Below are 17,203 nucleotides of genomic sequence, written 5' to 3'. Positions count from 1 at the left end.
CGCAAACCAGCGTCCACCGCAACCCGTCCAACGTCCGTGACGACGGCCGACGCCCTTCTGAGTAGGACGGGATGGGCGAATATATGCCCCTGATTTGTGTTCTGGTAAACAGAAATATTTTTTATTTCAGGGCTTGACACAACTTCCGTAAATCAGAATTGATTTGCCCGTCGTGTTGTTTATGTCACAGCTAAGCGTCATTGCGAGGAGCGAAGCGACGAAGCAATCCACAATCGCTATGCCGCGCTATGGATTTGCTTCGCTTCGCTCGCAATGACGATGCCGGAACACCTACCGCTGCGGCAACCGCTCGAAACTCGGCATGCCCTCGGGAATGTGGTGGAAGGGCTGCTTGTCGACTGTGTAGATGGCGATCTGCGGCGTGATCATAGCGGGGTTATCGAGGGTTCCGACCTTCACCACCACGACCGGCCGCTGCGGCCGGGTCACCATATGCGTGCCGCATTCGGCGCAGAATTCGCGTGTCACCGGCTTCTCAAGGTCCTTGCGTGAAAACTGCTTCGGCCCACCTTTGGTGTATTTGAAGCCGTCGGGCGGCATCACAACGAACATATTGGGCGAGCCGCCGGTAACGTATTGGCATTCGCGGCAATGACATTGCGCCTGCATCATCGGCTCGCCCTCGGCCTGATAGCGCACAGCGCCGCAATAGCATCCGCCTTCGAGTTTCATGACGTCCTCCCGGTTCTTGTTGTGGTCAATTCTGCTCCGCGCGCAGGATTTGGCAATGCTTTTTTAGCTCTGGTTTCTGTTCCATCGTGAACTCTGCCGTTCCCGGATTAGTCTGTGCATGACGCCGGAAGGCGAGCCCGCAGGAGCATGTGATGGACGAGGACGGTTTCTGGAAGATCGTGCAGCGCGCGCACGATAATTCGGGCGGCGACATGGATCAAAAATGCGAAGGGCTGCGCCAGCAAATCGCAGCGCTGCCGAAGGACGAGGCGCTTGAATTTGCGCAGCACTTCGATGGGATGATGGACAAGGCCTATTGCTGGCCGCTGTGGGGCGCCGCCTACATCATCAATGGCGGTTGCAGCGACGATACCTTCTCCGATTTTCGCGCTGCGTTGATCTCCAGGGGACGTCAGGCATTCAAGCGCGCGCTGTCGGATCCGGACTCACTGGCGGACGACGGTTTTGATGAATTGGACTGGTTCTACGAAGGCTATCAATACGCCGTCACCGATGGTGTCGAAGCGGTTGCCGGCAATCCACCGCAGCGGAGTGCGCCGGCTCAGCCATCCGGAACCGAGTGGCAGGAAGACGAGGTATACGACCTGTTTCCGAAACTCAGCGCGAAGTTCGGGTGATGGTCCGCAGGATGGGTGGAGCCAACGGGTCGCGCGAATTCGCGCCCGATGACAGGCGGGATACCCATCACCTCACCCGCGCAATGGAAGGATGAGTATCGCTGCGCTCCACCCATCCTACGATTCTTGTCCAGCGGCCCGAACAAAAAGAAAGGGGCTCCAACTTGCGCTGGAGCCCCTCAACGGTCAGGGCATTGCCGGGTATGTGCCCGAACCGGAGTTGTGGGTGCGACCCCAAGGGATCGCACCCCGGGAGAACTCACATATTGTAGGCGCGCTCCGTGTGCTCGGTGACATCGAGGCCTTCACGTTCGGTCTCGACGTTGACGCGCAGGCCGACGATGACATCGACGACCTTGAAGAGGATGGCAGACCCGATGCCCGACCACACCAGCGTGGTGCAGACGCCCCAGAACTGCGAGACCATCTGGGCCGCGAAGTCGTATTCCGCGACCTTGCCGATGGTGTAGTCCATGACGCCGGTACCGCCGAGGGCCGGGTTCACCAGGATGCCGGTGCCGAGCGCGCCGACGATGCCGCCGACGCAGTGGACGCCGAACACGTCGAGCGAGTCGTCATAGCCGAGCGCATTCTTCACCACGGTGCAGAAGAACAGGCAGACGATTCCGACCACGAGACCGAGCACGATCGCGCCCATCGGACCGGCGTAACCGGCCGCAGGCGTAACCGCCACCAGGCCCGCCACTGCACCCGACAACGCGCCGAGCACCGAGGGGTGACCCTTGACGATCCATTCCGCGAACATCCAGGCCATCGCCGCCGCTGCGGTTGCAACGAAGGAGTTGGTCATGGCGAGCGCGGCGCCGCCGGAGGCTTCGAGGTTCGATCCGGCATTGAAGCCGAACCAGCCGACCCAGAGCAGCGAAGCGCCGATCATGGTCATGGTCAGCGAGTGCGGAGCCATCAGCTCCTTGCCGTAACCGACGCGCTTGCCGATCAGGAGCGCACCGACGAGACCGGCGATGCCGGCGTTGATGTGCACCACGGTGCCGCCCGCGAAGTCGATGGCGCCCTTCTTGAAGATCCAGCCCTGGTCGTCTCCGAACGCGGTCTTCGCCGCATCGAAGGCGGCCTGCGCAGCTGCCTTGTCCGTCGCGGCTTCGAAGGTCTTGAGCGCCGCAGAGATCGCGTCCGGTCCGGCCCAGTACCAAACCATGTGCGCGATCGGCAGATAGATCAGCGTGACCCAGAGCGGCACGAACAGCGCGACAGCCGAGAACTTCATGCGTTCGGCGAAGGCGCCGACGATGAGTGCGGGGGTGATGCACGCGAAGGTCATCTGGAAGCAGATGTAGATCAGCTCCGTGATGTTGACGTCGGCGGAGAAGGTCGCCGCCTGAGCGTCGAGAATCGTCTTGCCTTCCGGCGCGATCTTCAGGAACGCCTTGGAGAAGCCGCCGATGAAGTCCGATCCGCCGGTGAAGGCGAGGCTGTAGCCGTAGACCGCCCAGATCAGGGTGACGATGCAGACGGTGTAGAAAACCTGCATCAGGACCGAGAGCATGTTCTTGGAGCGGACCAGACCACCATAGAACAGTGCAAGGCCGGGGATCGTCATCAACAGCACCAGCACCGTCGACGTGAGCATCCAGGCGTTGTCGCCCTTGTTGACAGTGGCTTCCGCGTAAGCGGAGGTCGCGGCGAACATGCCGACGGCGAGGGCCGTCAATCCCGCGCTATAGGGACGTTTGAACGTCATTTGTTGTACTCCTGAGTGGTATGATTGAGCGCGAAATCAGAGGGCCGCGGCATCCGCCTCACCGGTGCGGATACGAACCGCATGGTCGAGGTTGATGACGAAGATCTTGCCGTCGCCGATTTGTCCGGTTTTTGCTGCCGAGGTGATGGCGTCGATGGTCTTGTCGACCTGATCCGAGGCCACAGCGACCTCGATCTTGATCTTGGGCAGGAAGCTCACCGCGTATTCAGCGCCGCGATAGATTTCCGTGTGGCCTTTCTGCCGACCATAGCCTTTGACTTCCGTCACCGTGAGACCGTGAACGCCAATGGCGGTCAGGGCGTCCCGGACTTCTTCGAGTTTGAATGGCTTGATGATCGCCATAACAATTTTCATGGGTCCTATCCCCGCTTGGCCCGGTTCAGACATACCGGGCGTTCTCGACTGAGGTTCACCACGCGGAGAAGTTCACTTCGCGGGCACAGCCAGGACCCATAGAATCAAATGCCGTGCCAGAACGGCGGATTTCCCTAACGGTTTATGAATCCGGGCCTTTTCGGCCTTTCGGGGAGGGGAACCAAACTGCGCTATTCCGTCGCGCCCAAAAAATAGGCACGTCTGGTCAAGGCGCGGGCACGCCAGACTCCGGACATAATCCTGCCCAGTGCGAGGGCAGGAAGGCGGTATTCAGATAGGTAGTTCTACTGAAGCGCCTCGCCGTGCTGCGAAATCTCCAAGCACTTTAGCTCCTGCCGCACCGAGACCTAGACGCGGACCCGTCAGGCGGCATCGCGTTCCGCGAGAACCTTGTCGATCAGTCCCCACGCGAGCGCCTGCTGGGCGGTCATAAAGTGATCGCGGTCCAGCGTCCGTTCCACCTCCTCTTCAGGACGTCCGCAATGCTGCGCATAGAGCCGGGTGATGCGCCGCTTGGTCTCCTGCATTTCAGTGGCATGGATCAGGACGTCGGACGCCTGGCCTTGGAAGCCGCCGAGCGGCTGGTGCACGTGAAGGCTGGCGTTGGGCAAGGCGGCGCGATGACCGGGCTCACCCGCCATCAGCAGGAACGATCCCATGGAGCGCGCGGTGCCCATGCACAGTGTATGAACCGGTGCCTTGATGAACTGCATGGTGTCGTACATCGCAAGCCCGCTGGTGATCACGCCGCCATAGGAGTTGATGTAGAGATTGATCGGCTTGTTCGGGTTCTCGGCCTCGAGGAACAGCAGCTGCGCGCAAACAAGTCCGGACATGGCATCATTGACCTCGCCGTTCAGGAAGATGATGCGTTCGCGCAAGAGTCTGGAATAGATGTCGAAGGAGCGTTCGCCGCGGGTGGACTGTTCAACGACCATCGGGACGAGTTGCATCATGTCGCGCATCGGCGACCTCCGTTTCAGTAGGTTGATGAAGTCTCAGAAGGTGATGGTGTCTGCGATCAAGCCGCGCGCATCATGCAGCCGCTGTTGCTGTTGGCTGGCCGCGGCTGAATTCTGCGGATATCGCAGGCCTCTTGAATGATGCGGAAGCGGGTGCCGCCGGCCTCGTTTGGCGCGATCTTGAAGGTGACGTGGCTTTCGCGGAACGGCGGTTCTTGCTCGCGCAGACGATAGCGGACCTCCTCGCCCGTGACTGACGATTCCGGTTCGGCTCCGGAAAGATCGCAATCGGGAAGCCAGCGTTCGCGCACCGCAGGAATGGTTACCGCGCGCCAGACTTTCTCGGGCGGCGCATCGAGTTCGTATTCGAGCTCGAGGGCCTCAGTGTGATCAGGCTCGACGGCATCGCTCATTGATCCATGTCCTTCAAGAGGTCGGAGAGCGCCTCGATGCGCTTCGGCCAGTAGGCGCGGTAGCGCGCAAGCCACGTCCCGATGCTGGCGATACCGTCCGGATCGACTTCGTAGTTCACGAAGCGGCCGTGCCGCTGTTCGCGCACGAGTCCAGCCGCGCGCAGCACCGCGAGATGCTGCGACACCGCCGGTTGGCTGATCTCCATTCCATCGCGCAAGGCGCTGGCGTTGAGGCTTCCGCCGGCGAGCTTCTCAAAGACCTTGCGGCGGGTGGGATCCGCCAGCGCCTTGAAGATGTCGGTTTCGATCATGTCAACACATAAGCACACACTTATGTGTTGTGCAAGCCCGACGCGACCCGGCGGCTTACTGAAGCGCCTCGCCGTGCTGCGAAATATCGAGGCCTTCGAGCTCCTGCTGCAGTGACACCCGCAGCGGCACGAACGCGCTCACCAGCTTGAGCAGCACGAAGGTGACGCCGCCCGACCACACCAGGGTGACGCCGATGCCGTAGAGCTGGATCAGCACCTGCTGCGGATGGCCTTCGATCAGGCCGCCGGTGCCGCCGATGGCGGCGGTGGCAAAAACGCCGGCGAGCAGGGTGCCGGTCATGCCGCCGATGCCGTGGACGCCGAACACGTCGAGCGAATCGTCATACTTGAAGCGGTGCTTGAGCCAGGTGCAGGCCCAGAAGCACACCAGACCCGCCACCAGACCGATGATGATTCCGTGCCACGGTGCGACGTAACCGGAGGCCGGCGTAATCGTGCCGAGGCCTGCGATCGCGCCGGAGATCATGCCGAGCACGGAGGGCTTGCGCCGCGTTGCCCATTCAATCGCGCCCCAGGTCAGCGCGCCGGCGCAGGCAGCCAGATGCGTTGCGGTGATGGCCATGACGGCGCGCGAGTTCGCCGCCAGCGCCGAGCCGCCGTTGAATCCGAACCAGCCGACCCACAGCAATCCGGTGCCGATGACGGCGAGCGACAGGTCGAACGGGGAAAGATTGTCGCTGCCATAGCCGTGACGCTGTCCCATCACCTTGGCGGCAACCAGACCGCCGATGCCGGCGGACAGATGCACGACGAGCCCGCCGGCAAAATCCAGCACGCCCATGGCGGCGAGGAAGCCGCCGCCCCACACCCAATGCGCCAGCGGCACATAGACGAACATGAACCAGCCGATCGAGAACAGCAGATAGGCCGAGAACCGCATCCGGTCGGCTACCGCGCCCGCCACCAGCGCGACCGTGATGATCGCAAACGTCATCTGGTACAGCATGAAAAGCGCTTCCGGGATCGTCTTCGCCGCCGGGTTGACGCTGTCCATGGTAATGCCGATGAGGAACCAGCGGTCCAGCGTGCCGATCCAGGGACCGTCGCCGACGAACGCCAGCGAATAGCCGAAACACACCCAGAGAATGGAGATGATCGCGACCGCAGCGAGACTCTGCGCCATCGTCGCCAGCACGTTCTTCTTGCGCACCATGCCGGAATAGAACAGCGCCAGGCCCGGTATCGTCATCATCAGGACGAGCGCGGTGGCGACGATCATCCACGCGGTGTCGGCGGCGTTGATGGTCGATATCTGCGCAAAGGCCGGCGTCGCCGGCGAGACGTTCATCGCAAGAATGCTGAGCGCAGCGATCTTCGCTGCACGAATCGAGAGTGCCCCCATGGAATTTCCCCGGCCTGTTGTCGTTCTGTTGTCGTTTTTTGTTCGCGCGTCAGGCGTCGTTGCCCGCGCGCGTTGAACTGAAATGAAAACTTCAGAGCGCGTCGCTGTCGGTCTCGCCGGTGCGAATGCGAAGTGCGTGATCGATCGGCGTCACGAAGATCTTGCCGTCGCCGATCTGGCCGGTGCGCGCATGCGCGGTGATGACCTCGACCGCCTTGTCCGCGACGTCGGAGGCGACCGCGATTTCGATGCGCAGCTTGGGCAGGAAGTTCACGACATATTCGGCGCCGCGATAGATTTCGGTGTGGCCCTTCTGACGGCCGTACCCCTTGACCTCGGTGACGGTCATGCCGTGCACGCCGATGGCGGTCAGCGCCTGGCGCACCTCGTCAAGCTTGAATGGTTTGATGATCGCGACGACGAGTTTCATGGTCAGGCCTTCATGTCTCTTGGGATGCACTCTTGAAAGTTCGCTTGAAAGTTCCTTGGACGGTCTTTTGGACGGTCTTTCTAGACGTAGTTTTTGACGATCTTTTTGACGTTCTTTCGGCGTGTTCGGCAGGCTGGCCGCCCCCGGCGGCTCGCTGCCGAAATGCAAATCTGGCATCTTTCTATGCAAATGGCACAAAAAAGTTGCAGGTTTAAGGGGAAAACATTTGCAGCTGGTGACCCCTGTCACTGTACAGGGAATATGATCCTCGGACACAATGGGTTTTTCGCCAGCCGCGCCGCCGGCTTCCCCCGTTTCCACGACCCAAGGGATTAAAAATGTCGAACCGATCGTGGTTTTATGCAGCGAATGGCCAGCAACAGGGGCCCTTTCCGGAAGCCCAGCTGCGCGATCTCATCACGAGGGGCACGGTCAGGGCCGATACGCTGGTCTGGTCAGAGGGAATGTCCGGCTGGCAGCGCGCGGGCGAAATTCCCGGCCTGATGCCGGCGGATGGCGCCCCGCCGCCGGTTGCGCAACCGGGCGGCCCGCCGCCGATGAGCCGCGGCGCTGGCGGTGGCTATGCGGGCGGAGGCGGTTACGCCGGCGGTCCTCTTTCGATCGATTTCGGCATCCTGGAGTTTGTCTGGCGCAGCCTCGTGATGATCATCGGAATGGTGTTGGTGATCCCGGCGCCGTGGGTCCTGGTCTGGTACCTGAACTGGCTCGTGCCGTGCATCAGGGTGCCGGGCCGGCCGAACCTCAGCTTCACCGGCAATGCGATGACCATCGTTCCCTGGTATTTCGGGGCGATCGTGCTTCTCGTTGCGGTAACCTTCCTCGGCAGTGATGTGCTCAGCAATCTGGCGAACCTCGTCCAGTTTGTTCTCTACTGGCTTTTCCTGAAATGGTTCATCGCGAACCTCGCGTCCGACGGGCAGCCGCTCGGGCTCAGCTTCTCCGGTTCGATCTGGGCCTATCTGGGATACTCGATCCTCGGGGTGCTCACCATCTTCACCATCATCGGCTGGGCGTGGGTTTATACCGCGATGATGCGTTGGGCTTGTCGCAATATCCAGGGCACGCAGCGTGAAGTCCTGTTCATCGGCACCGGGCTGGAATTCCTGTGGCGCGCGATCGTGGCCGGAATTGCCTCGATCTTCATTATCCCGATTCCATGGGTGTATCGATGGATGTGGCAGTGGCTGGCGTCGCAGACGGTGTTGGCCGAGCGAGGCGCGCAGCCGAACGGGTAGAAAACGCTATGCCCTGCGCTGGCGGATCGAGCCTTCCTGGGCCACCGACGCCACCAGCGTGCCGTCGGGCTTGAAGATCAGGCCGCGGGCCAACCCGCGGCCGCCCTGTGCGCTCGGTGAATCCTGCGAATAAAGCAGCCATTCGTCGGCGCGGAATGGCCGGTGAAACCACATCGCGTGATCGAGGCTGGCCGGCATCACGTTGCTGTCGAACAGCGTGCGGCCGTAGCGCGCCATCACGGCGTCGAGCAGCGAGAAATCCGACGCATAGGCCAGCGCGCACATATGCAGCGCCGGATCATCCGGGAGTTTTGCCGCGGTGCGGATCCAGACATTGATGCGGCCGTCGTCGATCTGCTCGCCGAAATAGCGGCCGAGTTCGACCGGGCGCAACTCGATCGGCCGGTCCATCTCGTAATAGCGCTGGATGAACTCCGGCATCTCCTTGAACACCGGCTGCTTGGCGACTTCCTCGGCGGAGAGTTTTTCCGGAGGCGGCACGTCCGGCATCTTGTCCTGGTGGTTGAAGGCGCCATCCTCCTCGGCGTGGAACGAGACCATGATCGAGAAGATCGCGTTGCCATGTTGAATGGCGGTGACGCGGCGGGTCGAATAGCTCTTGCCGTCGCGTAAGCGTTCGACCTGGTAGATAATCGGGACCTGCGGGTCGCCCGGCAGGATGAAATAGCAGTGCAGCGAATGCGGCAGCCGGCCTTCGACGGTGCGGCACGCCGCCACCATCGCCTGTCCGATCACCTGGCCGCCGAACACCCGCTGCCACGCGGTTTTCGGGCTGTTGCCGCGAAACAAATTCACCTCGATCGGTTCGATGTCGAGGATCGAAATCAGGTCGGTCACGCTTGCGGACATGGCGGCACTTTCGGTTTTTCGGGTCATTCCGGGGCACGCGTCGTCGCTTGAACCCGGAATCTCGAGATTCCCGGTTCGATGCTGCGCATCGCCCCGGAATGACGGGATAAAGCCTTGTTTCTCACATCTGTTTCACCCAGCTATACTCCGGTAGCAAGAGTATGAATGAAGCAGGTCCCTATGCCGGCACAGCGAAGTATTGTCATCTGCGGCGGCGCCTTTGCGGGGCTGGCGCTGGCGCTGGCGCTCCGTCAGGGCCTGGGCCGCGATATTCCTGTCATCGTGGCCGATCCGGCGCTGGCCTCAAAGCCGAGCCGCGATCCGCGCGCCACCGCGATCGTCGCCGCCTGCCGGCGGCTGTTCGAGGCGCTCGGCGTCTGGGGCCAGATCGCGCCCACCGCGCAGCCGATTCTCGACATGGTCGTGACCGATTCCAAGCTTGATGACGCCACCCGTCCGGTGTTCCTCACCTTCGCCGGCAATGTTGAGCCCGGCGAGCCCTTCGCGCATATGGTCGAGAACCGATATCTGATCGATGCGCTGGTGGCGCGCACCGAGGCCGAGGGCATCGAGCTGCGCGCGACCGCCGTTGCCTCGTTCGATTCACGCACTGACGGCGTCGACGTGACGCTCGCCGACGGCACGATCATCGAAGCCAGCCTGCTGGTCGCCGCCGACGGCGCGCGCTCAAAGCTGCGCGAACGCGCCGGGATCGCCACCCATGGCTGGGACTATGATCAATCCGGCATCGTCGTCACCGTCGGCCATGAGCGCGATCATGGTGGCCGTGCCGAAGAACATTTTTTGCCCGCGGGCCCGTTCGCGATCCTGCCGCTGACCGGAAAGCGCTCATCGCTGGTGTGGACCGAGAGCCGCACCGAAGCCGCGCGCATCACCGCGCTCGGCGAAGACGAATTTCACGGCGAGCTCGAACAGCGCTTCGGCCTGCATCTCGGCGAGGTCAAGGCGCTCGACAAGCCCCGCGCGTTTCCGCTCGGCTATTTCGTCGCGCGCTCCTTCATCGGCGAACGTCTGGCGCTGATCGGCGACGCCGCGCATGTGATCCACCCCATCGCAGGGCAGGGGCTCAATATGGGGCTGAAGGATGTCGCAGCCTTGGCCGAAGTCGTGGTCGACGCCGCGCGGCTCGGCATGGATCTCGGCCAGGCCGACGTGCTCGAACGGTACCAGCGCTGGCGCCGGTTCGACACCATGGCGATGGGAGTTGCGACCAACTCGCTGAACTTCCTGTTCTCGAACGAATCGACGCTGCTGCGCACCGTGCGCGATATCGGGTTGGGCCTGGTCGATCGCGCGCCGCCGCTGAAAAGCCTGTTCATCCGCCAGGCCGCGGGATTATCAGGTGAAGTGCCGCGGCTGCTGAAGGGCGAGGCGCTGTAGGTCGCTCTACGAGGCCGTCATTGCGAGCGAAGCGAAGCAATCCATAGCACGGCATAACGGATAGATGGATTGCTTCGTCGCTGCGCTCCTCGCAATGACGCGGAAGCGCCGGTGTTCTCTTCAATCGATCTTCCTGGCCTCTTCCGGCAGCATGATCGGGATGCCGTCGCGGATCGGGTAGGCGAGCTTGGCGGAGCGCGAGATCAGCTCCTGCGTGGAGGCGTCGAACTCCAGCGGGCCCTTGGTGATCGGGCACACCAGGATTTCCAGCAATTTCGGATCGACGGTGCTGTCGAGGCGTTCGGGCGAATTCATTTGTGATCTCCAGCTTGGCCGGTCCCTTAGCACACCAAACTTGTCATCGCGAGGTGGCTATCCGCAGCATTTCGTCGAGCATGGCCTGTTGCTGCGCCTTCGGCAGTGGCTGGTCCGACAGGGCAAAACCGAGAAACGCCCAATAGAGGATTTGCGCGCGGGCGCGGGCCACCTCCGCGGATAATCCGGACTGCGCCAACAGGCTCTCGACATAGCCGAGCCTGCGGCGGTCGATCGCCTGCACCGCCGCCCGCGCCGCGGAGTCGACGCTGGCCCAGGTGCGGACCGCGTTTTCCAGCGCCAGTCTTGCGCCGAACACCCGGCGCAGCAGCACCTCGAGCGGATTCTCGTTCTTTGATGCGGCCTCGACCCCGGCGATGATCTGTTCGGCGGCGATTTCGCGCCATTGCTTGAGGATCGCGGCATGGAACGCGGAAATATCCGCAAAATGCCAGTAGAAACTGCCGCGCGACACCCCCATCGCCTTGGCCAGCGGTTCCGCCTTCAGCGCCGTGAAGCCGCTTTTCGCCAGCGTCTTCAGACCCTGGTCGACCCAATCCTGCCCCGAGAGTTGATCGCCCATGTTCCCGTCCTGCGACATCCACCATACACTACTGTATTGACAGCCGCCAGGCGGCAAGTCATAACCATACACAACTGTATGGAGACTTATCCGATGCGCGATATCATTCTGCAATGCGCCGGCGTCGCCGGAATAGCGGTGTCCCTGATTCACGGCGTGCTCGGGGAAACCAAGGTGTTCGCCAAAGCGACCATCCAGCCCGAGAGCTTGCGGACCCTGATCCGGCTGGTGTGGCAGGCCGGCACCGTGGCGTGGATCGGCGGCGCAGTGCTGCTGATCGCAGCTCCTTCCTTCGGCTCAGAGAGCGCCCGGCACTGGATCGTCATTACCGTGATCGCGATCTACGCCTTTGCGGCCGCGGCGAATGCGTGGTGGTCGCGCGGACGCGGCTTTGGATGGAAGGCGCTCACCGCCGTCGTCGCACTGGCGGTCGCGGGATACTAGGCACCTTCCTGCGCCGCCGTGAAAACGGAGATGCCCATGGTCTGGGTGGGAGCAAGGAGAAGGGCCATGGGCAAGATGAATGCGCTTGATGCGGCGATGCTTACGGCGATTGCTGAAGCCGGCGCGTGCCTCAAGCAACACGGAAGCCTCCGCGCCGCCAAGCGGCTGCTCAATCAAACCGTCGCGCGTGACGCCTGCGAAGGACCCACCGCCGAAACGACGGAGCAGAAGGCGTTGCTCGGCAGCGCCAATGCAGGGCCAATCAAGTGGAAGCGGCCCGGGCAAATGTTAATGAGCGAAGCGAACGCATCCAGGGCCCGCTACCGCGGTTCCGTATCACGACGGAGCAAGTTCCGTACCGCTACGGATGCGCACCGTCGCGAGTTCCATTTCGCTGCGCGATAAGCAGTTCCGCGCGCGGTTCCGGATCGGGCGGTTCAATCAATCAAATGCACATTAGCGGGCAGATAGATCGAGATTTTCCGTAGAAACCCTGATGTATTCAACCATTATACATTCGTTCTTTACGCGCGGATAACTACGCCCTCGAAAGCTGCAAAGAAATTAGGAAGTAAAGAACCAGCGCGGGTAACCATGGTGACAAACAACCATGGCCGAATGACATGTTCCGCGTTCTTAGCTGCCTTACAGTCGAACACGACTGGCGACTGGTTCTCCTCGCCGGTCTCGTTTGCTTCGTCGCAAGCGTTGTCGCCATCCATATCTTTCATCGGGCGATCTCGTCGCATGCCAGGACGCGGCTGATCTGGATTGCAATTGCGGGCGCCGCGATCGGGTACGGGATCTGGGCGACGCACTTTATCGCGATGCTCGCCTACGAGCCCGGTGTCACGACCGGATACGGCGTGGCCTTGACCGGGCTGTCGCTCGCCGCGGCCATGATACTGACTTCCGGCGGGTTCGGCTTCTCCGCCAATGCGCCCGGCCGGTGGCGAGCGCCGGTCGGCGGCGGAATCATCGGCGCGGGCATTGCCAGCATGCACTATCTCGGCATGTGGGCGCTCGAAGTCCCGGGCCGGGTCACCTGGTCGCTCGATCTCGTGTTCGCCTCCATCATTGTGGGCATGATGTTCGGTTATGCGGCGCTCGCGTTCGCGGTCCGCTACAAGGATCTGTGGGGAACATTTGTCGCTGCGATTTTCCTGACGCTCGCAATTGTTTCGCATCATTTCACGGCGATGGGCGCGGTAGAAATTGTCCCCGATCCGACGCGGGGGCCTGACGAGATGTCACTTTCTCCCGCGTTTCTCGCGGTGGCGATTGCGGGCGTGGCTCTGTCGGTGCTCGGGATGAGCCTGGTCGGCGTGCTGGCGGATCGCCGCCTCGCCAACCGGACGCGCAAATTCGAGGAAATCATCGATCAGCTCTCGCTCGCGCGGCAACAGGTCGAAGGCTCCCAAAAGGAATTGCAGGAGCAGAAGCTCAGGCTGGATTCGGCGATCAACAACATGGGCGAAGGTCTCTGCATGTTCGATGCGGAGAAGCGGCTTGTCGTCTGCAACGATCGTTACGCCAAAATGTATCAGCTGCCGCCGGAACTGTTGCTGGCGGGGACACCACACCGCGAAATCATCGAGCATCGCATCAGCAACGGCATCCTCAAGGGTGGCACCAATGACAGCACCGCAAAGCAGGTGCTGTCGGCCCTGAATGCGCTGCCAAGCAACGTCCCGGCAAGTCGCGTCGACGAGCTTGCCGATGGTCGATTGATCTGCGTTACGAGGCAACCGATGCCCGGCGGCGGCTGGGTGGCGACGCACCAGGACGTTACCGAGCAGCGCAGGTCCGAGGCCAAGATCACGCATATGGCCCATCACGACGCGCTGACCGACCTGCCAAATCGCGTTCTCTTGAGGAAGCGATTGGAGCTCGCCCTTTCCATCACGCGCAGGGGAGGCGCCGATCTCGCGGTGCTCATGCTTGATCTTGACCGCTTCAAGGAAGTCAACGACACGCTGGGGCACCCCACCGGAGACGCGCTGTTGCAAGCCGTTGCCGCGCGGCTGCTGGCGTGCGTCAGGGAAACGGCGATGGTCGCGCGGCTGGGCGGCGACGAGTTCGCCGTCATTGAGTGCGTGGAAAATCCGCTGGTGGAAGCCGTGGCGCTCGCCGAACGAATCAAAGCCGAGCTTTGCGAACCTTTCGATCTTGGCGATCACCGGGTCACCGTCGGAACGAGCATCGGCATTGCCGTTGCGCCACGCGACGGAACCGATTCCGATGAAATTCTCAAGAAAGCGGACCTCGCCTTGTATTCCGCCAAGAATGGCGGGCGTGGTTCCTTCCGTTTCTTCGAGCCGGAACTCGACGAACTCATGCATGCCCGCCGCAACCTCGAACGGGATATGCGCAGCGCGCTTGCCAATGATGAGTTCGAACTGCGCTACCAGCCGATCGTCAATTTCAAGAACGGCAAGATCAGCGGCTTTGAGGCGTTGCTGCGTTGGCATCATCCCCAGCGCGGCTGGGTGATGCCCGGCGACTTTATCCCGCTTGCGGAAGAAACCGGCTTGATCGTGCCGATCGGAGAGTGGGTACTGCGGACGGCGTGCGTGGAGGCGGCAAAATGGCCGGCCCATCTCAAGATCGCGATAAATCTGTCTCCGGCTCAATTCAGAAGCAAGGACCTGGTTCGGGTCATTGTCAGCGCCCTGGCGAGTTCGGGAATTGCGCCACCAAGACTTGAGCTCGAGGTGACCGAAACGGCCATCATGCACGACAGCGAAGCCGTGTTCGCTGCGCTCGGTCAGCTGCACGAACTGGGCGTGCGAGTTGCACTGGATGATTTCGGCACGGGCTACTCATCGCTGAGCTTTTTGCAAAAATTCTCGTTCGACAAGATCAAAATTGACCGCAGCTTCGTCAGCGAGCTGACCAGCCCGCAGGAAGAGTCCCGCGTCATCGCGCGTGCGGTGGTTCGATTTGCCGTAAGCCTCGGCAAGACCACCACGGCCGAAGGCGTGGAAACCCAGGAACAATGGGACATCCTCCGCGGAGAGGACTGCGTCGAATCGCAAGGCTATTATTTCAGTCCGCCGGTAACGAGCGCCGAAGTTGCGAAAATGGTGCGCTCGCGGGTCAAGGCAGCCGCGAACGCGGCGTAGCCGGCGCGGTTTACTGCAGTCCCGTATCGCCGCCGCTGGTGCGCTTCTTGGCGAGGTCCATCTCGGTCACCGCGACCAGGATTTCCGCGCGCGTCTTCAAATCGGGCGCTTCCAGCATCGCCTGCTTTTCGGCGGGGCCATAGGGCGACATCATCGCCAGCGCATTGACCAGCGCCTCGTTGGGCGCGCTCTCGATGCCTTCCCAATCCACTTTCAAATTGTTGGCGTTGAGAAAATCGGTCAGCACCTCGAGCAGCGCCTCGCGGTCGACGGCCTCTTCGCCCTTGCGCGCGGTGAAGTCGTCAACAAAGGGGAAGAAATCCACCTTGCATTGCCGGTACGCGGTCAGCACCGTCAGCTCTTCGACCACCCGAAAGCGCGAGACGCCGGTGAGTTCGAGGATGTAGCGGCCGTCGCCGGATTCGGCGAGCTGGGTGATGCGGCCGACGCAGCCGACCTTGAACAGCATCGGCCGCGCCTCGTCCTTGCTGTGGGAAATATCCGGCTGGATCATCCCGATCAGGCGGTGGCCGTCGCGCAGCGTGTCGTCGACCATCGCCAGATAGCGCGGCTCGAAGATGTTGAGCGGCATCTGGCCGCGCGGCAGCAGCAGTGCACCCGGCAGCGGAAACACCGGAATGATTTCGGGAAGCTCGCCGGGTCCGCGGTATTCGGCATTGATCGGCATCTGCGGCCCCGGCTCTACTGCATGAGATGTCTATGTCTTGTGCGTATTCTTATCGCAAAACCGGTGTCCACGGTTGCGGAATACGCAACTCACGAGAACAGGATCGTCGACAGCCGCCTGCGTCCATCCACGGTCGCTTCATCGGCGCCGCCCCACGCTTCGAAGAACTGCACCAGCTGCTTGCGCGCGCCATCCTCGTTCCACTTGCGGTCCCGCTTGACGATTTCGAGCAGCTGGTTGGTCGCTTCGGCACGGTTGCCTTGGGCGTTGAGCGCGGTCGCCAGATCGAACCGGGCCTGATGATCGAGCGGGTTTGCGGCGACTTTCTGTTCCAGCTCGGTGACCGGGCCGACCGATTGCGCCTGTTCGGCGAGATCGATCGAGACCTGCACGGCCTTGACGGCGGCGTCATTGCGTTTGGATTCCGGCACCATCGCGATGGTCTGCTTGGCCTGCTCGATGGCACCGGTCGTCACGTAGCATTTCGCGAGACCCGCCAACGCGGCGATATTGGTGGAATCGATCGACAGCACCTCGGCATAGATCTGCGCCGCGGCAGCCGCATCGCCTTCCGCCAGCACGGCCTCGGCCTCCTGCAGAATTTCGGCAATGTTCGGTTCGCCCGGTGCGGCCATGCCCTTGGTGAGCTTGTCGATGAAGGCGGTGACCTGGCTCTCCGGCACCGCGCCCATGAAGCCATCGGCGGGCTGGCCGTTGACGAAGGCGATCACGGCCGGGATCGACTGGATTCCCATCTGACCGGGGATCTGCGGATGCTGGTCGATGTTCATCTTGACCAGCTTGACCTTGCCCTTGGCGGCGCGGACGGCCTTTTCGATGATCGGCGTCAACTGACGGCACGGACCGCACCACTCCGCCCAGAAGTCGATCAGCACCGGCTGGCGCTTCGATTCCTCGATGACGTCCTTCACGAAGGTCTGGGTGGTGGTATCCTTGATCAGATCGGGTACGGCCTGCGGCGCGGGGCCGCCGCCCTGCTCAATTATCGTCACGATGTATCCTCGCCTGATGTCTTGAGAATTGGTCTCGAAAGCTGTCCCAGAGATTGGCGACCTTCTAGCACGGAAGGGCGCGAAGTTCTTATCCGCTAGATGGCGGCTTGGTCACAAAATTCAATCGGCCCCGGCCGCGACCGGGCCTCGTCCCAAGGGGCCCAGGGGGTGGGCGGCCTCCCATCAGCGGCCCGGCCGGCGCGGCGAATTGACCGGCCGGCGGATCGGCGTGTCCGAGAGGAAGTCCGAATCGCGACGAGATAGGAGGGCAATTTGACCCTGGGGTTGCCACCCTCCAGGCCGGGGAACCGATTAATGCGGTTTGGGCGTTGTTTCGGACCGATTCGCGCCAATTTATTAAGAAAATCCGCCTGTCGGGGTGGTTTCGGCCGTGTGCTGGCTGTTGCATTCACGGCCTGCATTTGGCATAGCTCTGCCGTTGCCGGCGAGCGATCGCCGACATCTCGGATGCGGGTGTAGCTCAGTGGTAGAGCACGACCTTGCCAAGGTCGGGGTCGAGGGTTCGAGCCCCTTCGCCCGCTCCAAGATTTCTCGCATGCCCAAGCAATGATTGAACGACAA

The 17,203-nt window shown here is 62.0% G+C and carries 19 protein-coding genes and 1 tRNA gene; 7 read left to right on the top strand and 13 right to left on the bottom strand.

Annotated elements, in window-relative coordinates; genetic code table 11:
• Positions 1-291: 291 nt before the first annotated feature.
• The gene (locus tag JQ611_RS21825) at positions 292-693 is read right to left on the bottom strand and encodes a GFA family protein (RefSeq protein ID WP_212268522.1); all 402 of its coding nucleotides are present in this window, start codon (positions 691-693) and stop codon (positions 292-294) included.
• A 152-nt stretch (positions 694-845) separates the two neighbouring features.
• On the opposite strand from JQ611_RS21825, the gene JQ611_RS21820 reads away from it, so the two are divergent.
• Complete coding sequence (locus JQ611_RS21820; protein WP_212268523.1) at positions 846-1,331, top strand: DUF4240 domain-containing protein; 486 nt, start codon at positions 846-848, stop codon at positions 1,329-1,331.
• A gap of 259 nt (positions 1,332-1,590) precedes the next feature.
• On the opposite strand, the gene JQ611_RS21815 is transcribed toward JQ611_RS21820, so the two are convergent.
• From JQ611_RS21815 to JQ611_RS21785, 7 genes are all read right to left on the bottom strand, one after another.
• Complete coding sequence (locus JQ611_RS21815) at positions 1,591-3,051, bottom strand: ammonium transporter (RefSeq protein ID WP_212268525.1); 1,461 nt, start codon at positions 3,049-3,051, stop codon at positions 1,591-1,593.
• A 36-nt stretch (positions 3,052-3,087) separates the two neighbouring features.
• Complete coding sequence (locus tag JQ611_RS21810; RefSeq protein ID WP_008142813.1) at positions 3,088-3,426, bottom strand: P-II family nitrogen regulator; 339 nt, start codon at positions 3,424-3,426, stop codon at positions 3,088-3,090.
• Between the two features lie 383 nt (positions 3,427-3,809).
• Positions 3,810-4,412, bottom strand: a complete 603-nt coding sequence (locus tag JQ611_RS21805) for an ATP-dependent Clp protease proteolytic subunit (protein WP_212389501.1) — start codon at positions 4,410-4,412, stop codon at positions 3,810-3,812.
• A 56-nt stretch (positions 4,413-4,468) separates the two neighbouring features.
• On the bottom strand, positions 4,469-4,822 hold the full coding sequence (locus JQ611_RS21800; RefSeq protein WP_212466558.1) for an SRPBCC domain-containing protein: 354 nt from the start codon (positions 4,820-4,822) through the stop codon (positions 4,469-4,471).
• A complete protein-coding gene (locus JQ611_RS21795; protein ID WP_212268531.1) occupies positions 4,819-5,133 on the bottom strand; it encodes a helix-turn-helix transcriptional regulator in 315 nt (104 codons plus the stop codon). Before JQ611_RS21795 ends, JQ611_RS21800 begins: the two co-directional genes overlap by 4 nt.
• Before the next feature lie 55 nt (positions 5,134-5,188).
• Positions 5,189-6,496 carry an ammonium transporter gene (locus tag JQ611_RS21790; RefSeq protein ID WP_212466557.1) on the bottom strand — a complete coding sequence of 436 codons (1,308 nt, stop codon included), beginning with the start codon at positions 6,494-6,496 and terminating at the stop codon, positions 5,189-5,191.
• 91 nt (positions 6,497-6,587) lie between these two features.
• Positions 6,588-6,926, bottom strand: a complete 339-nt coding sequence (locus tag JQ611_RS21785) for a P-II family nitrogen regulator (protein ID WP_192740630.1) — start codon at positions 6,924-6,926, stop codon at positions 6,588-6,590.
• A gap of 338 nt (positions 6,927-7,264) precedes the next feature.
• On the opposite strand from JQ611_RS21785, the gene JQ611_RS21780 reads away from it, so the two are divergent.
• Entirely contained in the window at positions 7,265-8,182 is a 918-nt protein-coding gene (locus JQ611_RS21780; RefSeq protein WP_212466556.1) for a DUF4339 domain-containing protein, read from the top strand.
• A gap of 6 nt (positions 8,183-8,188) precedes the next feature.
• On the opposite strand, the gene tesB is transcribed toward JQ611_RS21780, so the two are convergent.
• Entirely contained in the window at positions 8,189-9,052 is an 864-nt protein-coding gene (gene tesB / locus JQ611_RS21775) for an acyl-CoA thioesterase II (RefSeq protein WP_212268538.1), read from the bottom strand.
• Positions 9,053-9,232: 180 nt separating this feature from the next.
• On the opposite strand from tesB, the gene JQ611_RS21770 reads away from it, so the two are divergent.
• A complete protein-coding gene (locus JQ611_RS21770; RefSeq protein WP_212466564.1) occupies positions 9,233-10,453 on the top strand; it encodes a ubiquinone biosynthesis hydroxylase in 1,221 nt (406 codons plus the stop codon).
• Positions 10,454-10,573: 120 nt separating this feature from the next.
• On the opposite strand, the gene JQ611_RS21765 is transcribed toward JQ611_RS21770, so the two are convergent.
• Positions 10,574-10,768, bottom strand: coding sequence for a Trm112 family protein (locus tag JQ611_RS21765; protein ID WP_212268540.1), 195 nt, complete (start codon positions 10,766-10,768; stop codon positions 10,574-10,576).
• A gap of 43 nt (positions 10,769-10,811) precedes the next feature.
• The gene (locus JQ611_RS21760) at positions 10,812-11,351 is read right to left on the bottom strand and encodes a TetR/AcrR family transcriptional regulator (protein ID WP_212268542.1); all 540 of its coding nucleotides are present in this window, start codon (positions 11,349-11,351) and stop codon (positions 10,812-10,814) included.
• Positions 11,352-11,444: 93 nt separating this feature from the next.
• On the opposite strand from JQ611_RS21760, the gene JQ611_RS21755 reads away from it, so the two are divergent.
• From JQ611_RS21755 to JQ611_RS21745, 3 genes are all read left to right on the top strand, one after another.
• Positions 11,445-11,795, top strand: a complete 351-nt coding sequence (locus JQ611_RS21755; protein WP_212210265.1) for a hypothetical protein — start codon at positions 11,445-11,447, stop codon at positions 11,793-11,795.
• Positions 11,796-11,861: 66 nt separating this feature from the next.
• Positions 11,862-12,200, top strand: a complete 339-nt coding sequence (locus JQ611_RS21750) for a hypothetical protein (RefSeq protein WP_212466555.1) — start codon at positions 11,862-11,864, stop codon at positions 12,198-12,200.
• A gap of 218 nt (positions 12,201-12,418) precedes the next feature.
• The gene (locus JQ611_RS21745) at positions 12,419-14,920 is read left to right on the top strand and encodes an EAL domain-containing protein (protein ID WP_212466554.1); all 2,502 of its coding nucleotides are present in this window, start codon (positions 12,419-12,421) and stop codon (positions 14,918-14,920) included.
• Positions 14,921-14,930: 10 nt separating this feature from the next.
• Here the strand turns inward: JQ611_RS21745 and JQ611_RS21740 are convergent, their stop codons facing one another.
• The gene (locus JQ611_RS21740) at positions 14,931-15,608 is read right to left on the bottom strand and encodes an LON peptidase substrate-binding domain-containing protein (protein ID WP_212268548.1); all 678 of its coding nucleotides are present in this window, start codon (positions 15,606-15,608) and stop codon (positions 14,931-14,933) included.
• 89 nt (positions 15,609-15,697) lie between these two features.
• Positions 15,698-16,621 (bottom strand): thioredoxin, encoded by a 924-nt coding sequence (gene trxA, locus JQ611_RS21735; RefSeq protein ID WP_192739452.1) that lies wholly within the window; start codon positions 16,619-16,621, stop codon positions 15,698-15,700.
• Between the two features lie 470 nt (positions 16,622-17,091).
• Between trxA and JQ611_RS21730 the strand changes: the two genes are divergently transcribed.
• A tRNA-Gly gene (locus JQ611_RS21730) sits at positions 17,092-17,166 on the top strand.
• Positions 17,167-17,203 lie beyond the last annotated feature (37 nt).

This window comes from Bradyrhizobium sp. AUGA SZCCT0182 (genome assembly GCF_018130185.1).
Classification (GTDB): domain Bacteria; phylum Pseudomonadota; class Alphaproteobacteria; order Rhizobiales; family Xanthobacteraceae; genus Bradyrhizobium.
This window is presented reverse-complemented; position numbering and strand designations above follow the sequence as displayed.

Bases quoted from the DNA above. Each gene is read 5' to 3' on its own strand.
- JQ611_RS21800 (WP_212466558.1), bottom strand. From the start codon at position 4,822: ATGAGCGATGCCGTCGAGCCTGATCACACTGAGGCCCTCGAGCTCGAA.
- JQ611_RS21740 (WP_212268548.1), bottom strand. From the start codon at position 15,608: ATGCCGATCAATGCCGAATACCGCGGACCCGGCGAGCTTCCCGAAATC.
- JQ611_RS21795 (WP_212268531.1), bottom strand. From the start codon at position 5,133: ATGATCGAAACCGACATCTTCAAGGCGCTGGCGGATCCCACCCGCCGC.
- tesB (WP_212268538.1), bottom strand. From the start codon at position 9,052: ATGTCCGCAAGCGTGACCGACCTGATTTCGATCCTCGACATCGAACCG.
- JQ611_RS21745 (WP_212466554.1), top strand. From the start codon at position 12,419: ATGTTCCGCGTTCTTAGCTGCCTTACAGTCGAACACGACTGGCGACTG.
- JQ611_RS21790 (WP_212466557.1), bottom strand. From the start codon at position 6,496: ATGGGGGCACTCTCGATTCGTGCAGCGAAGATCGCTGCGCTCAGCATT.
- JQ611_RS21825 (WP_212268522.1), bottom strand. From the start codon at position 693: ATGAAACTCGAAGGCGGATGCTATTGCGGCGCTGTGCGCTATCAGGCC.
- JQ611_RS21770 (WP_212466564.1), top strand. From the start codon at position 9,233: ATGCCGGCACAGCGAAGTATTGTCATCTGCGGCGGCGCCTTTGCGGGG.
- JQ611_RS21765 (WP_212268540.1), bottom strand. From the start codon at position 10,768: ATGAATTCGCCCGAACGCCTCGACAGCACCGTCGATCCGAAATTGCTG.
- JQ611_RS21785 (WP_192740630.1), bottom strand. From the start codon at position 6,926: ATGAAACTCGTCGTCGCGATCATCAAACCATTCAAGCTTGACGAGGTG.
- JQ611_RS21750 (WP_212466555.1), top strand. From the start codon at position 11,862: ATGGGCAAGATGAATGCGCTTGATGCGGCGATGCTTACGGCGATTGCT.
- JQ611_RS21780 (WP_212466556.1), top strand. From the start codon at position 7,265: ATGTCGAACCGATCGTGGTTTTATGCAGCGAATGGCCAGCAACAGGGG.
- JQ611_RS21820 (WP_212268523.1), top strand. From the start codon at position 846: ATGGACGAGGACGGTTTCTGGAAGATCGTGCAGCGCGCGCACGATAAT.
- JQ611_RS21805 (WP_212389501.1), bottom strand. From the start codon at position 4,412: ATGCGCGACATGATGCAACTCGTCCCGATGGTCGTTGAACAGTCCACC.
- JQ611_RS21815 (WP_212268525.1), bottom strand. From the start codon at position 3,051: ATGACGTTCAAACGTCCCTATAGCGCGGGATTGACGGCCCTCGCCGTC.
- JQ611_RS21760 (WP_212268542.1), bottom strand. From the start codon at position 11,351: ATGGGCGATCAACTCTCGGGGCAGGATTGGGTCGACCAGGGTCTGAAG.
- JQ611_RS21755 (WP_212210265.1), top strand. From the start codon at position 11,445: ATGCGCGATATCATTCTGCAATGCGCCGGCGTCGCCGGAATAGCGGTG.
- JQ611_RS21810 (WP_008142813.1), bottom strand. From the start codon at position 3,426: ATGAAAATTGTTATGGCGATCATCAAGCCATTCAAACTCGAAGAAGTC.